This window comes from Pontibacter chitinilyticus (genome assembly GCF_039748935.1).
Classification (GTDB): Bacteria; Bacteroidota; Bacteroidia; order Cytophagales; family Hymenobacteraceae; genus Pontibacter; species Pontibacter chitinilyticus.
In genome coordinates this window covers 123,505-138,932 of record NZ_JBDIZJ010000011.1, presented here as the reverse complement: position 1 = coordinate 138,932, position 15,428 = coordinate 123,505, and the positions used below count along the sequence as shown (strand labels likewise).

At 52.4% G+C, this 15,428-nt stretch carries 13 protein-coding genes; 12 read left to right on the top strand and 1 reads right to left on the bottom strand.

The window, feature by feature from the left end; all coding sequences use genetic code 11:
• Nucleotides 1-104: 104 nt before the first annotated feature.
• From ABDW72_RS16050 to ABDW72_RS16035, 4 genes are all read left to right on the top strand, one after another.
• On the top strand, nt 105-545 hold the full coding sequence (locus ABDW72_RS16050; protein WP_347159610.1) for a VOC family protein: 441 nt from the start codon (nt 105-107) through the stop codon (nt 543-545).
• A 22-nt stretch (nt 546-567) separates the two neighbouring features.
• Nucleotides 568-1,020: an SRPBCC domain-containing protein gene (locus ABDW72_RS16045; protein ID WP_347159609.1), complete on the top strand. Its 453-nt coding sequence runs from the start codon at nt 568-570 to the stop codon at nt 1,018-1,020.
• A gap of 119 nt (nt 1,021-1,139) precedes the next feature.
• Nucleotides 1,140-2,081, top strand: coding sequence for a Ppx/GppA phosphatase family protein (locus tag ABDW72_RS16040; protein ID WP_347159608.1), 942 nt, complete (start codon nt 1,140-1,142; stop codon nt 2,079-2,081).
• 317 nt (nt 2,082-2,398) lie between these two features.
• Nucleotides 2,399-3,091, top strand: coding sequence for a hypothetical protein (locus tag ABDW72_RS16035; RefSeq protein ID WP_347159607.1), 693 nt, complete (start codon nt 2,399-2,401; stop codon nt 3,089-3,091).
• Nucleotides 3,092-3,180: 89 nt separating this feature from the next.
• On the opposite strand, the gene ABDW72_RS16030 is transcribed toward ABDW72_RS16035, so the two are convergent.
• A complete protein-coding gene (locus tag ABDW72_RS16030) occupies nt 3,181-5,559 on the bottom strand; it encodes a hypothetical protein (RefSeq protein ID WP_347159606.1) in 2,379 nt (792 codons plus the stop codon).
• A gap of 429 nt (nt 5,560-5,988) precedes the next feature.
• Here ABDW72_RS16030 and ABDW72_RS16025 point away from each other — a divergent pair, with 429 nt between their 5' ends.
• The 8 genes from ABDW72_RS16025 (at nt 5,989) to ABDW72_RS15990 (ending at nt 15,387) form a co-directional block, all read left to right on the top strand.
• Complete coding sequence (locus ABDW72_RS16025) at nt 5,989-7,056, top strand: Ldh family oxidoreductase (RefSeq protein WP_347159605.1); 1,068 nt, start codon at nt 5,989-5,991, stop codon at nt 7,054-7,056.
• A 144-nt stretch (nt 7,057-7,200) separates the two neighbouring features.
• Complete coding sequence (gene mutY, locus ABDW72_RS16020; RefSeq protein ID WP_347159604.1) at nt 7,201-8,301, top strand: A/G-specific adenine glycosylase; 1,101 nt, start codon at nt 7,201-7,203, stop codon at nt 8,299-8,301.
• 107 nt (nt 8,302-8,408) lie between these two features.
• A complete protein-coding gene (locus ABDW72_RS16015) occupies nt 8,409-8,885 on the top strand; it encodes a single-stranded DNA-binding protein (protein ID WP_347159603.1) in 477 nt (158 codons plus the stop codon).
• A 26-nt stretch (nt 8,886-8,911) separates the two neighbouring features.
• Nucleotides 8,912-10,282, top strand: a complete 1,371-nt coding sequence (gene gldE / locus ABDW72_RS16010; RefSeq protein WP_347159602.1) for a gliding motility-associated protein GldE — start codon at nt 8,912-8,914, stop codon at nt 10,280-10,282.
• A complete protein-coding gene (gene gldD / locus ABDW72_RS16005) occupies nt 10,242-10,862 on the top strand; it encodes a gliding motility lipoprotein GldD (protein ID WP_347159601.1) in 621 nt (206 codons plus the stop codon). Before gldE ends, gldD begins: the two co-directional genes overlap by 41 nt.
• Nucleotides 10,863-10,945: 83 nt before the next feature.
• Entirely contained in the window at nt 10,946-11,233 is a 288-nt protein-coding gene (locus tag ABDW72_RS16000; protein WP_347159600.1) for a hypothetical protein, read from the top strand.
• A 308-nt stretch (nt 11,234-11,541) separates the two neighbouring features.
• Complete coding sequence (gene recG / locus ABDW72_RS15995) at nt 11,542-13,641, top strand: ATP-dependent DNA helicase RecG (protein WP_347159599.1); 2,100 nt, start codon at nt 11,542-11,544, stop codon at nt 13,639-13,641.
• Between the two features lie 282 nt (nt 13,642-13,923).
• A complete protein-coding gene (locus ABDW72_RS15990; RefSeq protein WP_347159598.1) occupies nt 13,924-15,387 on the top strand; it encodes a hypothetical protein in 1,464 nt (487 codons plus the stop codon).
• The last annotated feature ends 41 nt before the right edge of the window (nt 15,388-15,428 follow it).

The window sequence follows — 15,428 nt, the reverse complement described above, 5'->3', positions numbered from 1 at the left end:
ATAACTATTTCTCTAATGGGACAGAGGAGAAGTATAAACTATGCGACTAGAGGCAGGAGTGCACAACAGCATCAAACCTCATTTCAAACTATAACCATCAACCTATGCTAGTAAATCCTTATTTAACCTTTTTAGGCAACTGCGAAGAAGCGTTCCAGTATTACAAGTCTGTTTTTGGCGGAGAATTTTCGTTCGTCAGCAGGTTCTCGGATATGCCGACACAGGAGGGCGCGACCATGTCGGAAGAAGACAAGAACAAGATCATGCACATTGCCTTGCCTATCTGCAAAGAAACCATTTTAATGGGAAGCGATACTGGCGGCGAATGGGCCTCCCAAACGAAGATCGGGAACAACATCTCACTCTCCATCATCACAGACAGCAAAGAAGACGCCGACCGCTTCTTTAAGGCCCTGTCGGATGGCGGCAAACAGAAGATGCCCATGAGCCAGACGTTCTGGGGAGACTATTTTGGCATGTGCACCGACAAGTATGACATCAACTGGATGATCACTTTTAATACCAAGGCCGATTCTTTATCCTGATCAGGCAGAAAACAGCACCCCGATGAACGCATTACAAATTAATACAGCCCTGCAGATCCAAAAGCCGCCGCACACAGTGTTTGAAGCCTTAGTGGAGCCGCAGCACATGGCGCATTATTTTATTTCGGAAAGCACCGGCAGCATGGAAGCAGGCAAAACGCTGCACTGGAAGTTTCCCGAGTTCGACCTTACCTTTCCCATACGGGTTTTAGAAGTGCTACCCGATACGTTTATAGCTTTTGAATGGGAGGGTGAGCCGGGCAAACAACTGCAGGTGGAGATTAGGCTGGAAGAGCTGCCCGGCAACAGCACTTTGGTTAAAATCAGCGAAGGGCCGATGGAAAATGATGCGGCCGGTATCCAATGGCTGGGCAGAAACACCGCCGGATGGGCAAACTTCCTGGCGTGCCTCAAAGCCTATGTGGAGTATGGCATTAACCTGAGAAAAGGCGCTTTTGATTTTATGAAGCACTAAAAGCTGACAATAACCGGATACAGTTGCCAGCCATTGCGCTTTAGCCGGGGCAGCACATAACTTAGCGATCAACATTATAGTATGATGCTGTATGTCATGCTAACTACCACACATACTTTATGACCAAGCGTTTCGCACTCATCGATATGGGCACCAACACGTTTCACCTGCTGGTAACAGAAGTGGACGACCACCAAAACCTGCACGATCTCTATAAAACGAAGCTGCCGGTGCGCCTCGGCCAGGGCGGCATCAGCAACGGCAACATCGCGCCGGAGGCCTATGAACGCGCCCTGAAAACGCTGCGGGAGTTCCGGAAGACCATCGACAGCTTTGGAGACGTAACGGTGCAGGCCATGGCTACCAGTATGGTGCGCAACGCTGCCAATGGTGATGATTTTATTAAGGATATCTTTAAGCAGACTGATATTCAGGTAGAGGTTATTTCGGGAGATAAAGAGGCGGAGTACATCTTTTATGGGGTGCAGGCAGCAGGCGTGCTGGACGGGCAAACGTCGCTGATCATGGACATTGGCGGCGGCAGCATCGAATTCATTATTTGCAACCGCGATGAGATATTCTGGAAGCGCAGTTTCGAAGTAGGTGCACAGCGCCTGATGGACCAGTTCTTTCGGCAAGACCCGATTGCGCCGGAAAGTATAACTGCCGAGAAAGCATACCTGCAGGAAAAGCTACAGCCGCTGCAGGAAGCCGTGAACAAGTATAAACCCACGGTGCTGGTTGGCTCTTCGGGCACCTTCGATACCTTCTGCGATATAGATGCACTCCACAAAGGCGATACCTCCCGCCAGCAGCAAGTACCCGCCGCCTCGGCTTTGCCTATAGCCGACTTTTACCGGATACATAACGAACTACTCACAAAAGACCGTGCGGCGCGGTTAGCTATTGCGGGCATGCTGGAAATGCGGGTGGATATGATCGTGCTGGCCAGTATTGCCGTTGACTTTGTGCTGCAGCAGTATCAACTGCAGGAGATCCGCGTTTCGTCCTACGCCCTGAAAGAAGGGGTGCTGCAGCAGATGCTGGCAGAAGAAGTATAGCATTCCTTTTATCTCTGCTTCCCTGTTAACTGCTGCCAGTTTAGTGGATCGACACAGACCTCTTCTCCTTTCGGCGGCGCATCCTGCGCTGCCTGCTGCTGTGAATTTGCATGCCCGCCTTACGCAGCACTTCGGCTCATTTTTAAAGTATTTTATTGCCCTATCCTGTTTAACGCCTAATATTTAACTGCTGCAAATCCGCTTCGCTACACCTGCCGTAGGTAGCTTATATGATAGCTGCCCCCGCTTTAATGCTAAATTTCTGTGGACAGCTCTCATCGATTAATAGCGTATTATTCACTTAAACAAACAAAATTATGAAGAACAATTCCGTAAGAAGTACCCGTCATTCTCTCTTATCTGCTAACACGTTTGTGGCAGCACTGCTCTGTGTTTTCTTCCTCTCTGGCTGCGACTACCTTGGCAACATCGATGACTTTGGAAAAAATAAGGACAACGACAATACGAAGATGTTTGTAGCCAACCTGAAGCCTCTCAACAATTCAGGGGTGACTGGCACAGCGATGATCAAGTATAAGGAAGATGGAAAATTCCAGGTTATTGTTGAAGCAAAGAACCTGGTACCGAACATGGTGCATCCACAGCACATCCATGGCTTTGACATGGACAACAAAGATGCTACCTGTCCACCAGAAAGTGCAGCAGGAGATGACGGTTTGCTGACCCTGGCTGACGGCCTGCCATACTATGGCCCTGTGCTGCTGCCGCTGGACGACAAATTAGTACCTTTAGATGCTGACAACTTCCCGACTGCCAACGCTGGCGGCAACCTGAACTACGTAGGTATGGTGGATACAAACTCCCTGGTAGCAGCCATTGATGCCAAGTATGAAGAAAAGCAGACAATGGCTGACTTCAAAGCTGAAGAACGCGTAGTAGTGCTTCACGGCGCTTATGTAAAGGACAATAAAATTGTACCTGCAGGCACAGAAGGCGCTACCTATAACGCGACACTTCCGGTGGCTTGCGCAGAAGTAGTAAAGAAATAGTATAGTCGCTATACTTAGCGCTAAACAAGTATAAAACAGGAGGCACTTCTAGTACTAGAAGTGCCTCCTGTTTTTTGATGGGGTGCTTACTACCCTTTTGCCAGCCTCTTTCGTTCTTTTACATACGCTTTGCCCAGCTTTTTCAGATCTTTTCGATTGCTGGTATACTTCGCTTTCAGCAGATCGGCATCTTGCTGCTGTGCCCGTTGCACATCGCGGGCAGCCAGTTGCCGGCCCAGTTGCTCCTGCACTTTACTGGTTTTGCCCTTGCGGTACCCTCGCTCCAGCAGCGACGACAACAACTGCACTGCCACCTCCTCTTGCCCTGCATTGGTAAAATAGCTAACTACGCTGGCTGTAAAAGGCAGCTTCTGGTTGTCGCGGGCGTAGTTGAGCAAGGACGTATGGCTAAGGCCGAAATGATTCACACTATTTGCCAGGTACTGCTTCTCTGCTTCGTTATAGGCCTGGATTGCTTCGGTATAACGGCTGGAGGCTACGTAACGATTTGCATCGGCCAGCAACTGCTGGTAAGCTACTGCCGGCCGTATGGCTTCGCGGGCATCAGTGGCTGTAAAAGTAGCAATGGCACATTCTGGTTTGGCTGCAGCCGCCGCTAAGGCTGCTTTATACGCCTGGTCAGCCGCCAGGTATTGTCTCTGACCGGCCAGTTCTTTCCCGCTTTGGAAGTGCTTGTCGTATGCTGCCTGCGTGTTCACACATTCCTGTGTAAAAATGCGCTCGCGGAGCAGGTTATACTTGCTTTCCACCTCATTATCACCCTGCAGCGCATAGCGGCTTTGCATGGCCTGCGCGGCAGCGGCGGTAGCACGCGCATCGCTCAGGCGGTTACTGGTAGCTTGCGCATAGCCATCGCTCAACTGCTGGAGCAATACCGGTTTAGCCGCCTGCTGTGCCAGCCTACCCAGTTCCTGCACCGGCTTAAAGGGGTAAGTCTTTTCCAGGTCCAGCGCTACCTCAAACTGGTCTAGCGCCGCTTCATAGTTCTTCTGGGTTAGCGAGCGTTTGCCCTGGTCGATGTGCTGCAGGTAAAAGCGGTATTTTACCTGGCGCTGCAGGTCTGCCGCTTCGGGGGCCTGATGCAGCACCACATCATACTGCTGCTGAAAATCCAGTGCCGCTTTGGCCGCGTCATCGGCGCGGGCCAGGTCGTTACTTGCCAGCAGGTGCTTCCCGTCCGCTACGATGCCCCGGTATACGCCATAAGCTGCTTTGGCAATGCCATCGTTCAGAGCAGGCAGGTTGCAGCGCAGGCCACCAATGGTGCTGCACATGTGCTGTGCATCGGCAAAAGCATTTAACGCCTCCTGGTAAAGGCCGCGATTGGTCAGGTTGTTGCCTTCCCCGATATAGCTACTGTAGATATCATGCGCGAGGCCCAAGGCTGCTGTTTCTGTTTCCGGATCAATGCGCAGGTGGCCGAGAATGTCTGTAAGGCGATCGGCGGCTTCGCGGGTATAGCCCTGCATAAAATCAAGCCGCGCCAGCTGTACCAGGGCAGGAGCAAACGCCGGGTTCACCTCCGCCGATTTTACAAAGTATGCCTGTGCTCCTTTTAGATTGCCAGCATTGAGCATCGCCACGCCCCTGTTGTAGAACTGCTGATCGAGTGTTGCCAGGGCATAGTCAATGGCACGGCGGCGCTCCTTCGCCAGTTGCGTCAGCTGCTGCATTTTGTCCAGTAGGCGCTGCGGGTCGTTCTGGCGCAGGCGCAACTTCTCTTTAAAGTTCTGCTGGTGCAGGCGAGTCAGCTGTTCTTCCAACGCCTGCAGGTTGCGGTCATGCTGCGGCAGGTAGTCTACATCTTCAGGCTGAATGCGCGCTATACTTTGCAGGGCCTCGTCCAGGCTGGCAGCAGCGGCATAATACTGCTGCACTACTTGCAGGCGCTCCTGCACTTTGGTAAGCGAAGCAGCCGTATACACCACCTCCTGCTCCACCACCTTTAATTTAAAGTTTTGCGAGCCGGCAGTGTCCGGAAAAGTCGTTTCCAGCAAAGTGCCTCCGCCTGGCTGCAGGTTTATACCTGGAGTATATGTTTTAATGACCTGGTTCTTGCTATCAAGTAGCTGTACTTTGGCCGTATACTTCTCCGGCATAAGTACCTCCCCCATGTCAAAGCCCCTGTAGTTTACATCGCCGCTCACTGCAGCTTTGGCCAGCAGCACTTTTAACTGCAACTGCTCCCCCAAGTCGGCAATGCGGGCCTGCTGCTCCAGGCGTACCATAAATTCAGCACTGCGGTTTGGCCTGCCGCCGCGCTGTGGCTGCACCTGCTCGCGCTGCAGCAGTTCCAGCAGGCTGTTTACGGTGGCCTGACTGCCGTTGCCATTCCCGCGTTTCATCAAAAAGGAAACAGGGACTGATTCCTCAAAAACCAGTTTGGTTTGCGCCTGTGCTCCCAGCACCAACGCCCAACACCACAGCAAGAGTATAGCTTTTTTCATAGTGGGTAGATGTTAATTTTATCTATACCGTTGCCTCAGACAAATTTTATTCCACAATCTGATGCTGCCTCTAAAATATATAAAATACCTGATATTATGGGTAAGCAGCTATACTTTGCCTGCCCGTGCACAACCTGTAGTTGTAAAGCTGTGCAGAAGCCGAGGCATTGGCGATAGAATTTCTTAATTTGCTGCCCTTGCAGCAGCTTTCAGCCTAAAATTGACAACTGCCACTGCCGGGCATTAGGAACCAGGCGATTAGCACAATGGCCGGCTTACAAAGGCTAAATACGCTATGTGTGATCCAGGAAAAGATGCCCCGGCACCGCAGTGCAGCGGCCTTATTGATGTTATCTGCTGCTAAGTAACTCTAGTATAAACCGTTCATACGCCAGCGCAGCTTTTCTGCACCGGCCGAAAACAGAACCTATGTATCCATACACACAACTCTTTGATTTCACGCAGGAGGTGTTTCTGAGAATGGGATGCCCAGCCGAAGACGCCAAACTTGCCGCCGAGGTGCTGCTGGAAGCAGACCTGCGCGGGGTAGACTCGCATGGCGTAGCCCGCCTGAGCGGCTATGTGCGCCTGTGGGAAGCTGGCCGCATTAACGTAAAGCCACAGCTGCGCATCGTACACCAGACCCCCAGCACCGCCACCGTAGACGGCGACCGCGGTCTCGGCTTGGTAATTGCGCCCCGCGCCATGGACATCGCCATTGATAAGGCAAACCAGGTAGGCACAGGCTGGGTGTCGGTAAAGAACTCGAACCACTTTGGTATTGCCGGCTACCACGCCATGGAAGCCCTTTCATCTGATATGATCGGTATTGCCATGACGAACGCCTCGCCGCTGGTAGCCCCCACCCACTCCGTAGACCGCATGCTGGGCACCAACCCCATAGCCGTGGCGATCCCGACGCTGAAGCAGCCGCCCTTTGTAGCAGACTTTGCCACTGCCTCTGCTGCCAATGGCAAGCTGGAAATCCTGCAGCGCAAGAACAAGAAAGCGCCTGTCGGCTGGATTCAAACGGCCAGCGGCGACCGCTCGACCAATGCGCATGAGCTGAAAGAAGGAGGCGCTTTGCTGCCGCTGGGCAGCGACAAAACACACGGCAGCCACAAAGGCTATGCCCTAGGTGCCATCGTGGATATCTTCTCTGCTGTATTGTCGGGAGCCAACTATGGGCCGTGGGTGCCGCCGTTCGTTAGCTTTTTGCCACTGCCCGAAGATCCGGTAGGCGAAGGCATCGGCCATTTTTTAGGTGCTATGCGTATTGATGCTTTCCGGCCAGCCGACGAGTTTAAAGAGCACATGGATAAGTGGATCGAAGCGTTCCGTAGCGCCAAGGTAAAGCCAGACGAGAAAGCCGTGCTGATTCCCGGTGACCCGGAGCGTGAGATGACAGATAAACGCCTGAAAAAAGGCATCCCGTTGCTGGAGCCCGTAGCCCGCGACCTGGAAGCGCTAGGCAAGAAATTCGGGATACAGCTGTAGCTCTCGATAGCCAGGCACAAGTATAAAAGCAGGCCAGTAGGTAAGTATAACCTTATCGGCCTGCTTTTTAAGTTAGCGATAACAAAACAGCTGTTTGCCTGTTCAACAAAGCTCCTGTTTTTAGCTACACGTATAAACATCTTTATGCAACCTGCACAACCGTCAGATCATACCCATTTTGCCACCACCTTGCTGCAGTGGTACGACCGGCACAAGCGTGCCCTGCCTTGGCGCGACACTACTAACCCCTACTTTATCTGGCTCTCGGAGGTGATTCTGCAGCAGACGCGTGTGGCGCAGGGCCTGCCCTACTATCAGAAATTTGTAGCGGCTTACCCCACCGTGCAGGACCTGGCTGTGGCGCCCGAAGATGAGGTGCTGCGCCTGTGGCAGGGGCTGGGCTATTACTCCCGGGCTCGCAACATGCACCACACTGCACAGTTGGTAGTCAGCAAGTATAACGGCCACTTTCCGGCTACCTATGCAGAGCTCCTTAACCTGAAAGGCGTTGGCAGCTATACGGCCGCTGCCATTGCCGCCTTTGCCTTCCGGGAGCAGGTGGCGGTGCTCGATGGCAATGTGTTCCGGGTGCTGGCACGCGTATTCGGCCTTTCAGAAGATATTGCAGCCCCTGCCTCGCGCAAGGTTTTCCAGCAATTGGCCGACCAGCTGGTGCCCGCCGACGCGCCGGATACTTACAACCAGGCTATTATGGAATTTGGTGCCATCCAGTGCACACCCGTAATGCCGGACTGCATGTTCTGCCCACTGCAGCAAAGCTGCTTTGCTTTTACCCATGGCATGGTACAGGAACTGCCGGTCAAGGCGAAGGCCAAGGCAGCGCGGCCCCGCTACTTCCACTACATCGTATTTGAGCTGGAAGGCGCCTTTTACCTGCGCAAGCGGCTGGAAGGCGATATTTGGCAGGGGCTTTATGATTTTTATCTGTACGAGAGCCCGGATAAAAACCTGAGTACGGAGGCCCTGCTTCAGGAGCTGACAGCGGCAGGTATTCCGGTGCAGGAAGCCCAGCTGCAGCTACCCCGCAAAGACTACAAACACGTGCTCAGTCATCAGAAAATAACGGCCCGGTTTTACACTTTCAGGCTACAAAATCGTTTAAGTGAAAAGATAGCACAGGAAACCCGCCTGCACCTTTACAACGTTGAAAAAATAGAGGAATTACCAAAGCCAATTCTTATAAATAGCTATTTGAAAGATGCTAAGATTTTAGTATATTTATAGACTGAAACTAATTTTGCTGGCAAAGCATTATCTGATTCAGTAAGCCATATTGCCTCCAGCTTGGTTGTTGGAGTAGCCCAAATAACTTTAATATTATCTTAGAAACCATGGCAAGTGTAAACAAAGTAATCCTTGTAGGAAATCTGGGCAAAGACCCGGAAGTGCGTCACCTGGAAGGCGGCGTAGCGGTAGCGCGTTTCCCTATCGCTACCTCTGAATCTTTTAAAGACAAGAGTGGCAACAAGCAGGAGCGCACCGAATGGCATAATGTTGTGCTGTGGCGTGGTCTCGCCGAAGTAGCTGAAAAGTACCTTCGCAAAGGCCAGTCGGTATACATTGAAGGAAAGATCCGCACGAATAACTACCAGGACAAGGATGGTGTGCAGCGTTACAGCACTGAAATTGTGGCCGACAACATGACTATGCTCGGCGGCCGCGGCGATAACGGCAACAGCAGCAACTTCCAGGAGCAGCAGTCTGCCTCCTCCTCATCGGCAAGCAGCTTTAGCGGTGGCGGTGCAACAGCTGCTGCAGGCAACGCTTCGGCTTTCCAGAACGACGAGCCGGACGATCTGCCGTTCTAACCTATGTTTAACTTAATTTATTGATCTTGGACAGTATAGATTCCGGTGACCCCCTGAGTTATAGTTTACTTCAACTACTACAAAACGGATTCTCATTACTCAGGATAGAATATGTAGCCGCCATACTGGCGGGCTTCCTCCTACTGCTGCTCTCTGCCCTCACTTCGGGGGCAGAGGCAGCTTTTTTCTCGCTTAGTGAGCAGGAAATAGCGCGGTGCAAAACCAGCACCAGAAAGCCGGAGCAGCTGGTCTACAGCCTCCTGCAGACCCCCCGCAAGCTTCTTACCAATATCCTGGTTCTAAACAACGCCATTAACGTTAGTATCATTACGCTGTTTGCTTATGTGGCCTGGCAGCTGTTTGGCGTAATGGCCTTACCGGCCGGTGCGCTGGCCGGTTGTGTGTTGCTGGCTACTTTTTTCATTGTGTTCTGTGGCGAAGTGCTGCCGAAAGTATATGCCCAGAAAAAACGCCTCGACATTGCTCGACGCACTGCTCCCTACCTGCGGGCGCTGCAAACTATCACCAGCCCGGTATCGTGGCTGCTGCTGGGCATTAGCGGCTACATTGAGCGGCATTACATGATTCAGGGCTACAACCACACCATTAAAGACCTGCACCACAGCCTGGATGTTGCTCTGACCAACGAGGAGTCGTCGCCGGAAGAGCGGCGCATCTTGCGTGGCGTAGTCAATTTTGGTTCTATCACAGTAAAGCAGATCATGCGGCCGCGCATCGATATTGAAGCCTTTAGTATGCAGGCTACCTTACCCGAGCTGCTTCCCTCCATTGTGAAATGGGGCTACTCGCGCATACCCGTGTATACCGAGAGTACGGATAAGATCGAAGGCATCCTATACATCAAAGACCTGCTGTCGCATCTGGACGAAGGTCCTGCTTTTAACTGGCAGGCGTTGGTGCGCCCGCCTTTCTTTGTGCCTGAAACCAAGCGTATCTCCGACCTCTTCAAAGACTTTCAGGAAAAGCACGTGCACATGGCTGTAGTGGTGAATGAGTATGGCACCACCTCCGGCCTGCTAACCATGGAGGATATTGTGGAGGAGATTGTAGGGGAGATCAACGATGAGTTTGATGACGACGATGATATCATCTATTCCCAACTCGACGAAAATACTTATATCTTTGATGGCAAGACCTCGCTGCACGACTTCTGTAAAATAACGGAGGTGCCCTTTGATGCCTTCAACGAGGTGAAAGGCGATAATGAGACAGTGGCTGGCCTGATGCTGGCGCTGTTCTCGCGCATACCGCGCACAGGTGAAACCGCCACTTATGGCCGTTTCTATTTTACGGTAGAGTCGGCGGACTCAAAGCGCGTAAAACGTGTGAAGATAAATGTTGCCACTAAAAAAGAACAGTACCATAAAGTTAGCTAAGCTGAAAGTATTTTTGTGGGTAAGCCTGGCTACGGCCGTGGCTGCCTGTAGCGCCGAGTATACGCCCAAGCCCAAAGGCTACAACCGCATTGACCTGCCCGCCGCCGCCTACCAGCAGCTAGAAGGGCAGCATCCCTATACGTTTGAGTACTCAAAGTACGCTAAAGTCCGGCCCGACTCCTCGCGCATTGCGCAGCCGCACTGGATCAACGTGATTTACCCCTCATTGGGCGCCAACGTGCAGCTGACGTACAAGGACCTCGATCACAACAGCAAAATGCTGAACAGCCTGATTGAAGACTCCCGCAAACTCACGGCCAAGCACCAGATCAAAGCCTACTCAATCGAAGAATCGGAAATCAAAACGCCTACAGGCGATGTGGCCTCCGTATTTGAGCTGACCGGCGAGGTGCCCAGCCAGTTCCAGTTCTACGTCACCGACTCCACCAAACACTTCCTGCGCGGTGCCTTATACTTCAACACCGCCACCCAAAACGACTCCCTAGCCCCGGTCATCGAGTACGTCAAAAAGGACATCGTGCACCTGCTGAACACGCTGCAGTGGCAGGAGAAAAAGTAACGGCTCGACCTCACAGTGTCTTTCAGACCTGTGAGTGTCTGGGCGAGACAACTTGTTAGAAAGGATAGCATCAGGAATAGGGTATGATGAACAATAAGTACTTCGACTCAAAATATGTAGTCCCTGCAATTGCGGCTATACTAGTGGTGTATATTATCATTCCAAAGTATAATTTCACCTATTCTAAGCTTTCTCCTGATAACACCTATGTTACCAAGATAGAATACAGCAGCATTTTTAGCGGAAAATATACTTACCTTACTGCAGGTAAGTACAATAAATGGGCGATTACAAAAGCTTTGTACATCCTGTTTATTCCGGGTGGGATGGTGTTTATGAAGTCCTACTTTCATCTACTAACGGGAATATAAAGATATATGGGTTCACCGGTTATTTTGAGACTGCTAACCTAAGTAGCCACTTTAGCTTTGAAGAAGTTAATACCGGTAGGCAAGGATCTAAGCAATGGAGAAGTATGAAGGGCCGCCCTCAGAAGTATATTTATGTATCTAGTGGCGATTAATGGAATAAGAGGTGGGTCTTATAGCCAATACTTCTTTTTAACAACCCACCGCGATACCAAGTATAAAGCCCCGGCAGCACTTACACCTGTCGGGGCTTTTGCTTATTTTTGTCATCTATACTTGCCATACTTAACCTTGAACCCTGAGCAAAAGCCTTGAGCAACTTTTTCCATACAAAGCTGGAGTACCTGAAAGGCGTAGGGCCAATGCGGGCGGAGCTGTTGCAGAAAGAGCTCAACATGTTCACCTACGGCGACCTCATCCAGCACTACCCGTTCCGCTACCTCGACCGCACGCAGTTCTACAAAGTGGCCGAACTGGACGAAAGTATGCCTTATGTGCAGGTGCGCGGCCGCATCCGGGGCAAAGAGGTGCTGGGTGAAGGGCGCAAGCAGCGCCTGGCGGCCACGTTGGTGGATGAGAACGGCGACCAGCTGGAGCTGGTATGGTTTAAAGGGGTGAAGTGGATGCAGAAGACGCTGAAAAACCACACCGACTACATCGTGTTTGGCAAGCCTACCGCATTTAACGGCAGGTTTAGTATGGCGCACCCCGAGCTGGAGGAACTGGCCGAAGAGAAACAGACAACTTCTTTTCTGCAGCCCGTGTACCACACCACCGAAAAGCTGAAGGCCCACCGCATCGACAGCAAAGTCATCAGCAAAATGATGGAACACCTGCTGAAGGTGGCGCTGCCGCAGGTGCAGGAGTCGCTCTCGGAGGAGTTGGTGGACCACTACCGGCTGATGGACAAGCGCAACGCGCTGCTCAACATCCACTTTCCAGAGTCGGCGGAGAAGTATAAGGCGGCCACTTTTAGGCTCAAGTTCGAGGAGCTGTTTTACATCCAGTTGCGGCTGTTCCGGCAGAAGCTCGTGCGCAAGGCCGACCTGAAGGGGCAGGTGTTTAACCAGGTGCCCACGCTCACCGAATTCTATAAGAACCACATGACCTTTGACCTCACCAATGCGCAGAAGCGGGTGGTGAAGGAAATATACGGCGATTTGACGGCCGGCAAGCAGATGAACCGCCTGCTGCAGGGCGATGTGGGCTCCGGCAAAACCATTGTGGCTTTCATCACCATGCTCATCGCTGCCGACAACGGGGCGCAGTCGGTGCTGATGGCGCCGACCGAGATTTTGGCCGACCAGCACTATGTGGGCCTGAAGAAGTTTGCCGACAGTTTGGGCATACTTCTTGGTAAACTGACCGGCTCCACCAAAGCCAGCGAACGGAAAGTGCTGCACGAGCAACTCCGCTCCGGCGAGATGAAAATGATTGTGGGTACGCATGCGCTGCTGGAGGACGTGGTGCAGTTCCAGAACCTGGGGCTGTGCATCGTGGACGAACAGCACCGCTTCGGCGTAGAGCAGCGTTCCAAACTATGGCGCAAAAACCCGCGCGTGATTCCGCATGTACTTGTGATGACGGCCACTCCAATTCCGCGCACGCTGGCCATGACGCTGTACGGCGACCTGGATGTATCGGTGGTCGACGAGCTGCCGGCGGGCCGGAAAGAGATCGTAACCGTGCATCGCTTCGACTCGCACCGCCTGCGCGTGTTCCAGTTTATCCGCGACCAGATCAAACTTGGGCGGCAGGTATACATTGTGTACCCGCTCATTGAAGAATCGGAGCAGATGGAGAACTACAAGGATTTGATGGACGGCTACGAGAGCGTGAAGCGGGCGTTTCCGGAGTTTAAGGTAAGTATGGTGCACGGCAAAATGAAGGCGCAGGACAAAGACTATGAGATGCAGCGCTTTGTGAAGCACGAGACGCAGATTATGGTGGCGACCACGGTGATTGAAGTGGGCGTGAACGTGCCGAATGCCTCGGTGATGGTGATCGAGAGTGCCGAGCGCTTTGGCTTGTCGCAGTTGCACCAGCTGCGTGGGCGTGTGGGCCGGGGCGCCGAGCAGAGTTACTGCATCCTGATGACGGGCTACAAGCTGAGCAAGGACAGCAAAACACGGCTCGAGACGATGGTGCGCACCAACAACGGCTTTGAGATCGCCGACATCGACCTGAAACTACGCGGCCCCGGTGATCTGATGGGTACGCAGCAAAGCGGTGTGCTGGACCTGCTGATTTCGGATTTAGCCAAAGACGCCCCCATTTTGCAGGAGGCGCGGGCGGCGGCGCAGCGGGTACTGGAAGCAGACGCACAGCTGGAGCAGGCGCAGAATGCTAACATCCGGCGCCATATTCAGTCGCTGAGCGTCAATACGGTAAACTGGAGCCGCATCAGCTAAACCTTTACTTTTGCAGCGCTTATACTTGCATAATTTCGTTTTGTACCGCCTCCTGTGGTGTTCTGCTGTCAAATCTTGCTTTCTTTTCTACAAAATTTAAGTGCAGCAAAGGTATTCCCTTTCAAAGCATTTAACTTGCCATACCTGAAAAGGCGTTGGCAGCGTTAGGAACACAGTTATAGAAGGTTCCACGCGAAACTACCTTAAAAGATCTTTACTATTCTTCCGCTGCCACCGGCATCAGAAACATACACAACCCTACATCTTACCCGATTTATACTTGTGAAAAAGCTGACCTTAACTTCACTCCTTTTCCTGTTTGCGCTGGTGCTGCCTTTGGCGCTGCGGGCGCAGTCCAAAACCAAGGCTTCTGTTGCTTTCTCGTTTTTTTCTGATGCGTCGGAAGATCATTATAACCAACGGATCACCCACAAAACCATTCCGCTTAGCCAGGATGCCTTTGTGATTCTGAGTCGCCAAAGTGAAGGAAAATACACCGTGGCGAAGTATAACAAGGAATTGGACAAGGCATGGGAGACGGCCATAGACCTAGTGCCGACAGAAACTGTAGATGCCTTTGTGGCCAACCAGGATGCCGCCGTTGTGGTGACGCGCCGCGACAACGGCCAGGGCTCGCAACTGCTTTATGGTTACCGCATCAGTCTCAGCAACGGGCAGCTGCAGGAACGGGTGCTACTGCTGGAAGCGCCCGCTAAAAGTCGACGGGCCAGTATAGCCTCCTCTGAAGATGGCAGCCGGTTGCTGGCCTACCGCTATCACACCGATGCCAGCTTCCACATCCGCGACATTGACGGTATTCTATACGATGGCAACCTGCAGAAACTGCAGGAAACCAAGTATAACCTCACCGATGAGCCGGGCATACTTAGTGCAGATGTGCAGGTGAGCAACAGCGGCGAGCAGTACATCTGCCTCATTTCCGACAACATGAACCGCCTGACGGTGCGCCGGTACAGCCCCAAAAGTCCCGAGGCAAAGGTGATGACGGTGCTGGTAGGCGGTGTTTTTGACGGGCAGAAAGTATACATCCTCGACTCCAGGTTTAAGCTGATGCCCAACGGCACCCTGTATGGTGCGGTGCTCACCGCAGACGAGAAGTCGGGCAAGTACTACAGCCTGAAGGCCGTACGGTTCGATTTCGAGGCCAAAGACATGGTGTTTGCCGAGCAGTTTAAGTTTACGCCGGAGTACCTCGCGAAAGTAAATGCCCTGGATAAAAGCGGCAGCACCAAACCCAACCGCCTGGAGGATATCTACCTCTCAGACCTCTTCCTGACGCCGGAGAAAAAGCTGGTGGTGCTGGCGGAGAAGAAGTATATGGAAGGGGGCGACACCTCGCCCTACTTTGCACGCGAGCTGCACCTGTTTGCTTACGACGAGTTTATGAACAGGTCCTGGAACTCGGTACTGATGAAGTACCAGAAAGCGCCGAACAACGAAGGCTTCAGTGGCATCTCGTATAGTGCTTACCTCAACGGCAACACCTTAAACCTGCTAACGCTGGAGAACCTCAATGGCAAGTATGACCTGTTCCTGCGCCAGCTAAACACCAGCAATGGCGAAGCAACAACTGCCAAAGCTATCGGCCTGAACGTAGCCAACGACAAAGAACTTGCCTATGTAAAGGACTTCACCGCCTGGCTCGCCGACAAGGACATTGTGACCGTGGTGCGCCCCAGCAAAAAAGCAAATGGCCTGCGCTTAAGTCACATTATAATCAAGTAGCGCCGCGGCAAGTATACTTGTAGGGATAAGCCGCGACTAGA

What these genes read in the sequence shown, in the direction of transcription:
- ABDW72_RS16050 (WP_347159610.1), top strand. Translation starts at nt 105, where the DNA reads ATGCTAGTAAATCCTTATTTAACCTTTTTAGGCAACTGCGAAGAAGCG.
- ABDW72_RS16045 (WP_347159609.1), top strand. Translation starts at nt 568, where the DNA reads ATGAACGCATTACAAATTAATACAGCCCTGCAGATCCAAAAGCCGCCG.
- ABDW72_RS16040 (WP_347159608.1), top strand. Translation starts at nt 1,140, where the DNA reads ATGACCAAGCGTTTCGCACTCATCGATATGGGCACCAACACGTTTCAC.
- ABDW72_RS16035 (WP_347159607.1), top strand. Translation starts at nt 2,399, where the DNA reads ATGAAGAACAATTCCGTAAGAAGTACCCGTCATTCTCTCTTATCTGCT.
- ABDW72_RS16030 (WP_347159606.1), bottom strand. Translation starts at nt 5,559, where the DNA reads ATGAAAAAAGCTATACTCTTGCTGTGGTGTTGGGCGTTGGTGCTGGGA.
- ABDW72_RS16025 (WP_347159605.1), top strand. Translation starts at nt 5,989, where the DNA reads ATGTATCCATACACACAACTCTTTGATTTCACGCAGGAGGTGTTTCTG.
- mutY (WP_347159604.1), top strand. Translation starts at nt 7,201, where the DNA reads ATGCAACCTGCACAACCGTCAGATCATACCCATTTTGCCACCACCTTG.
- ABDW72_RS16015 (WP_347159603.1), top strand. Translation starts at nt 8,409, where the DNA reads ATGGCAAGTGTAAACAAAGTAATCCTTGTAGGAAATCTGGGCAAAGAC.
- gldD (WP_347159601.1), top strand. Translation starts at nt 10,242, where the DNA reads ATGTTGCCACTAAAAAAGAACAGTACCATAAAGTTAGCTAAGCTGAAA.
- ABDW72_RS16000 (WP_347159600.1), top strand. Translation starts at nt 10,946, where the DNA reads ATGATGAACAATAAGTACTTCGACTCAAAATATGTAGTCCCTGCAATT.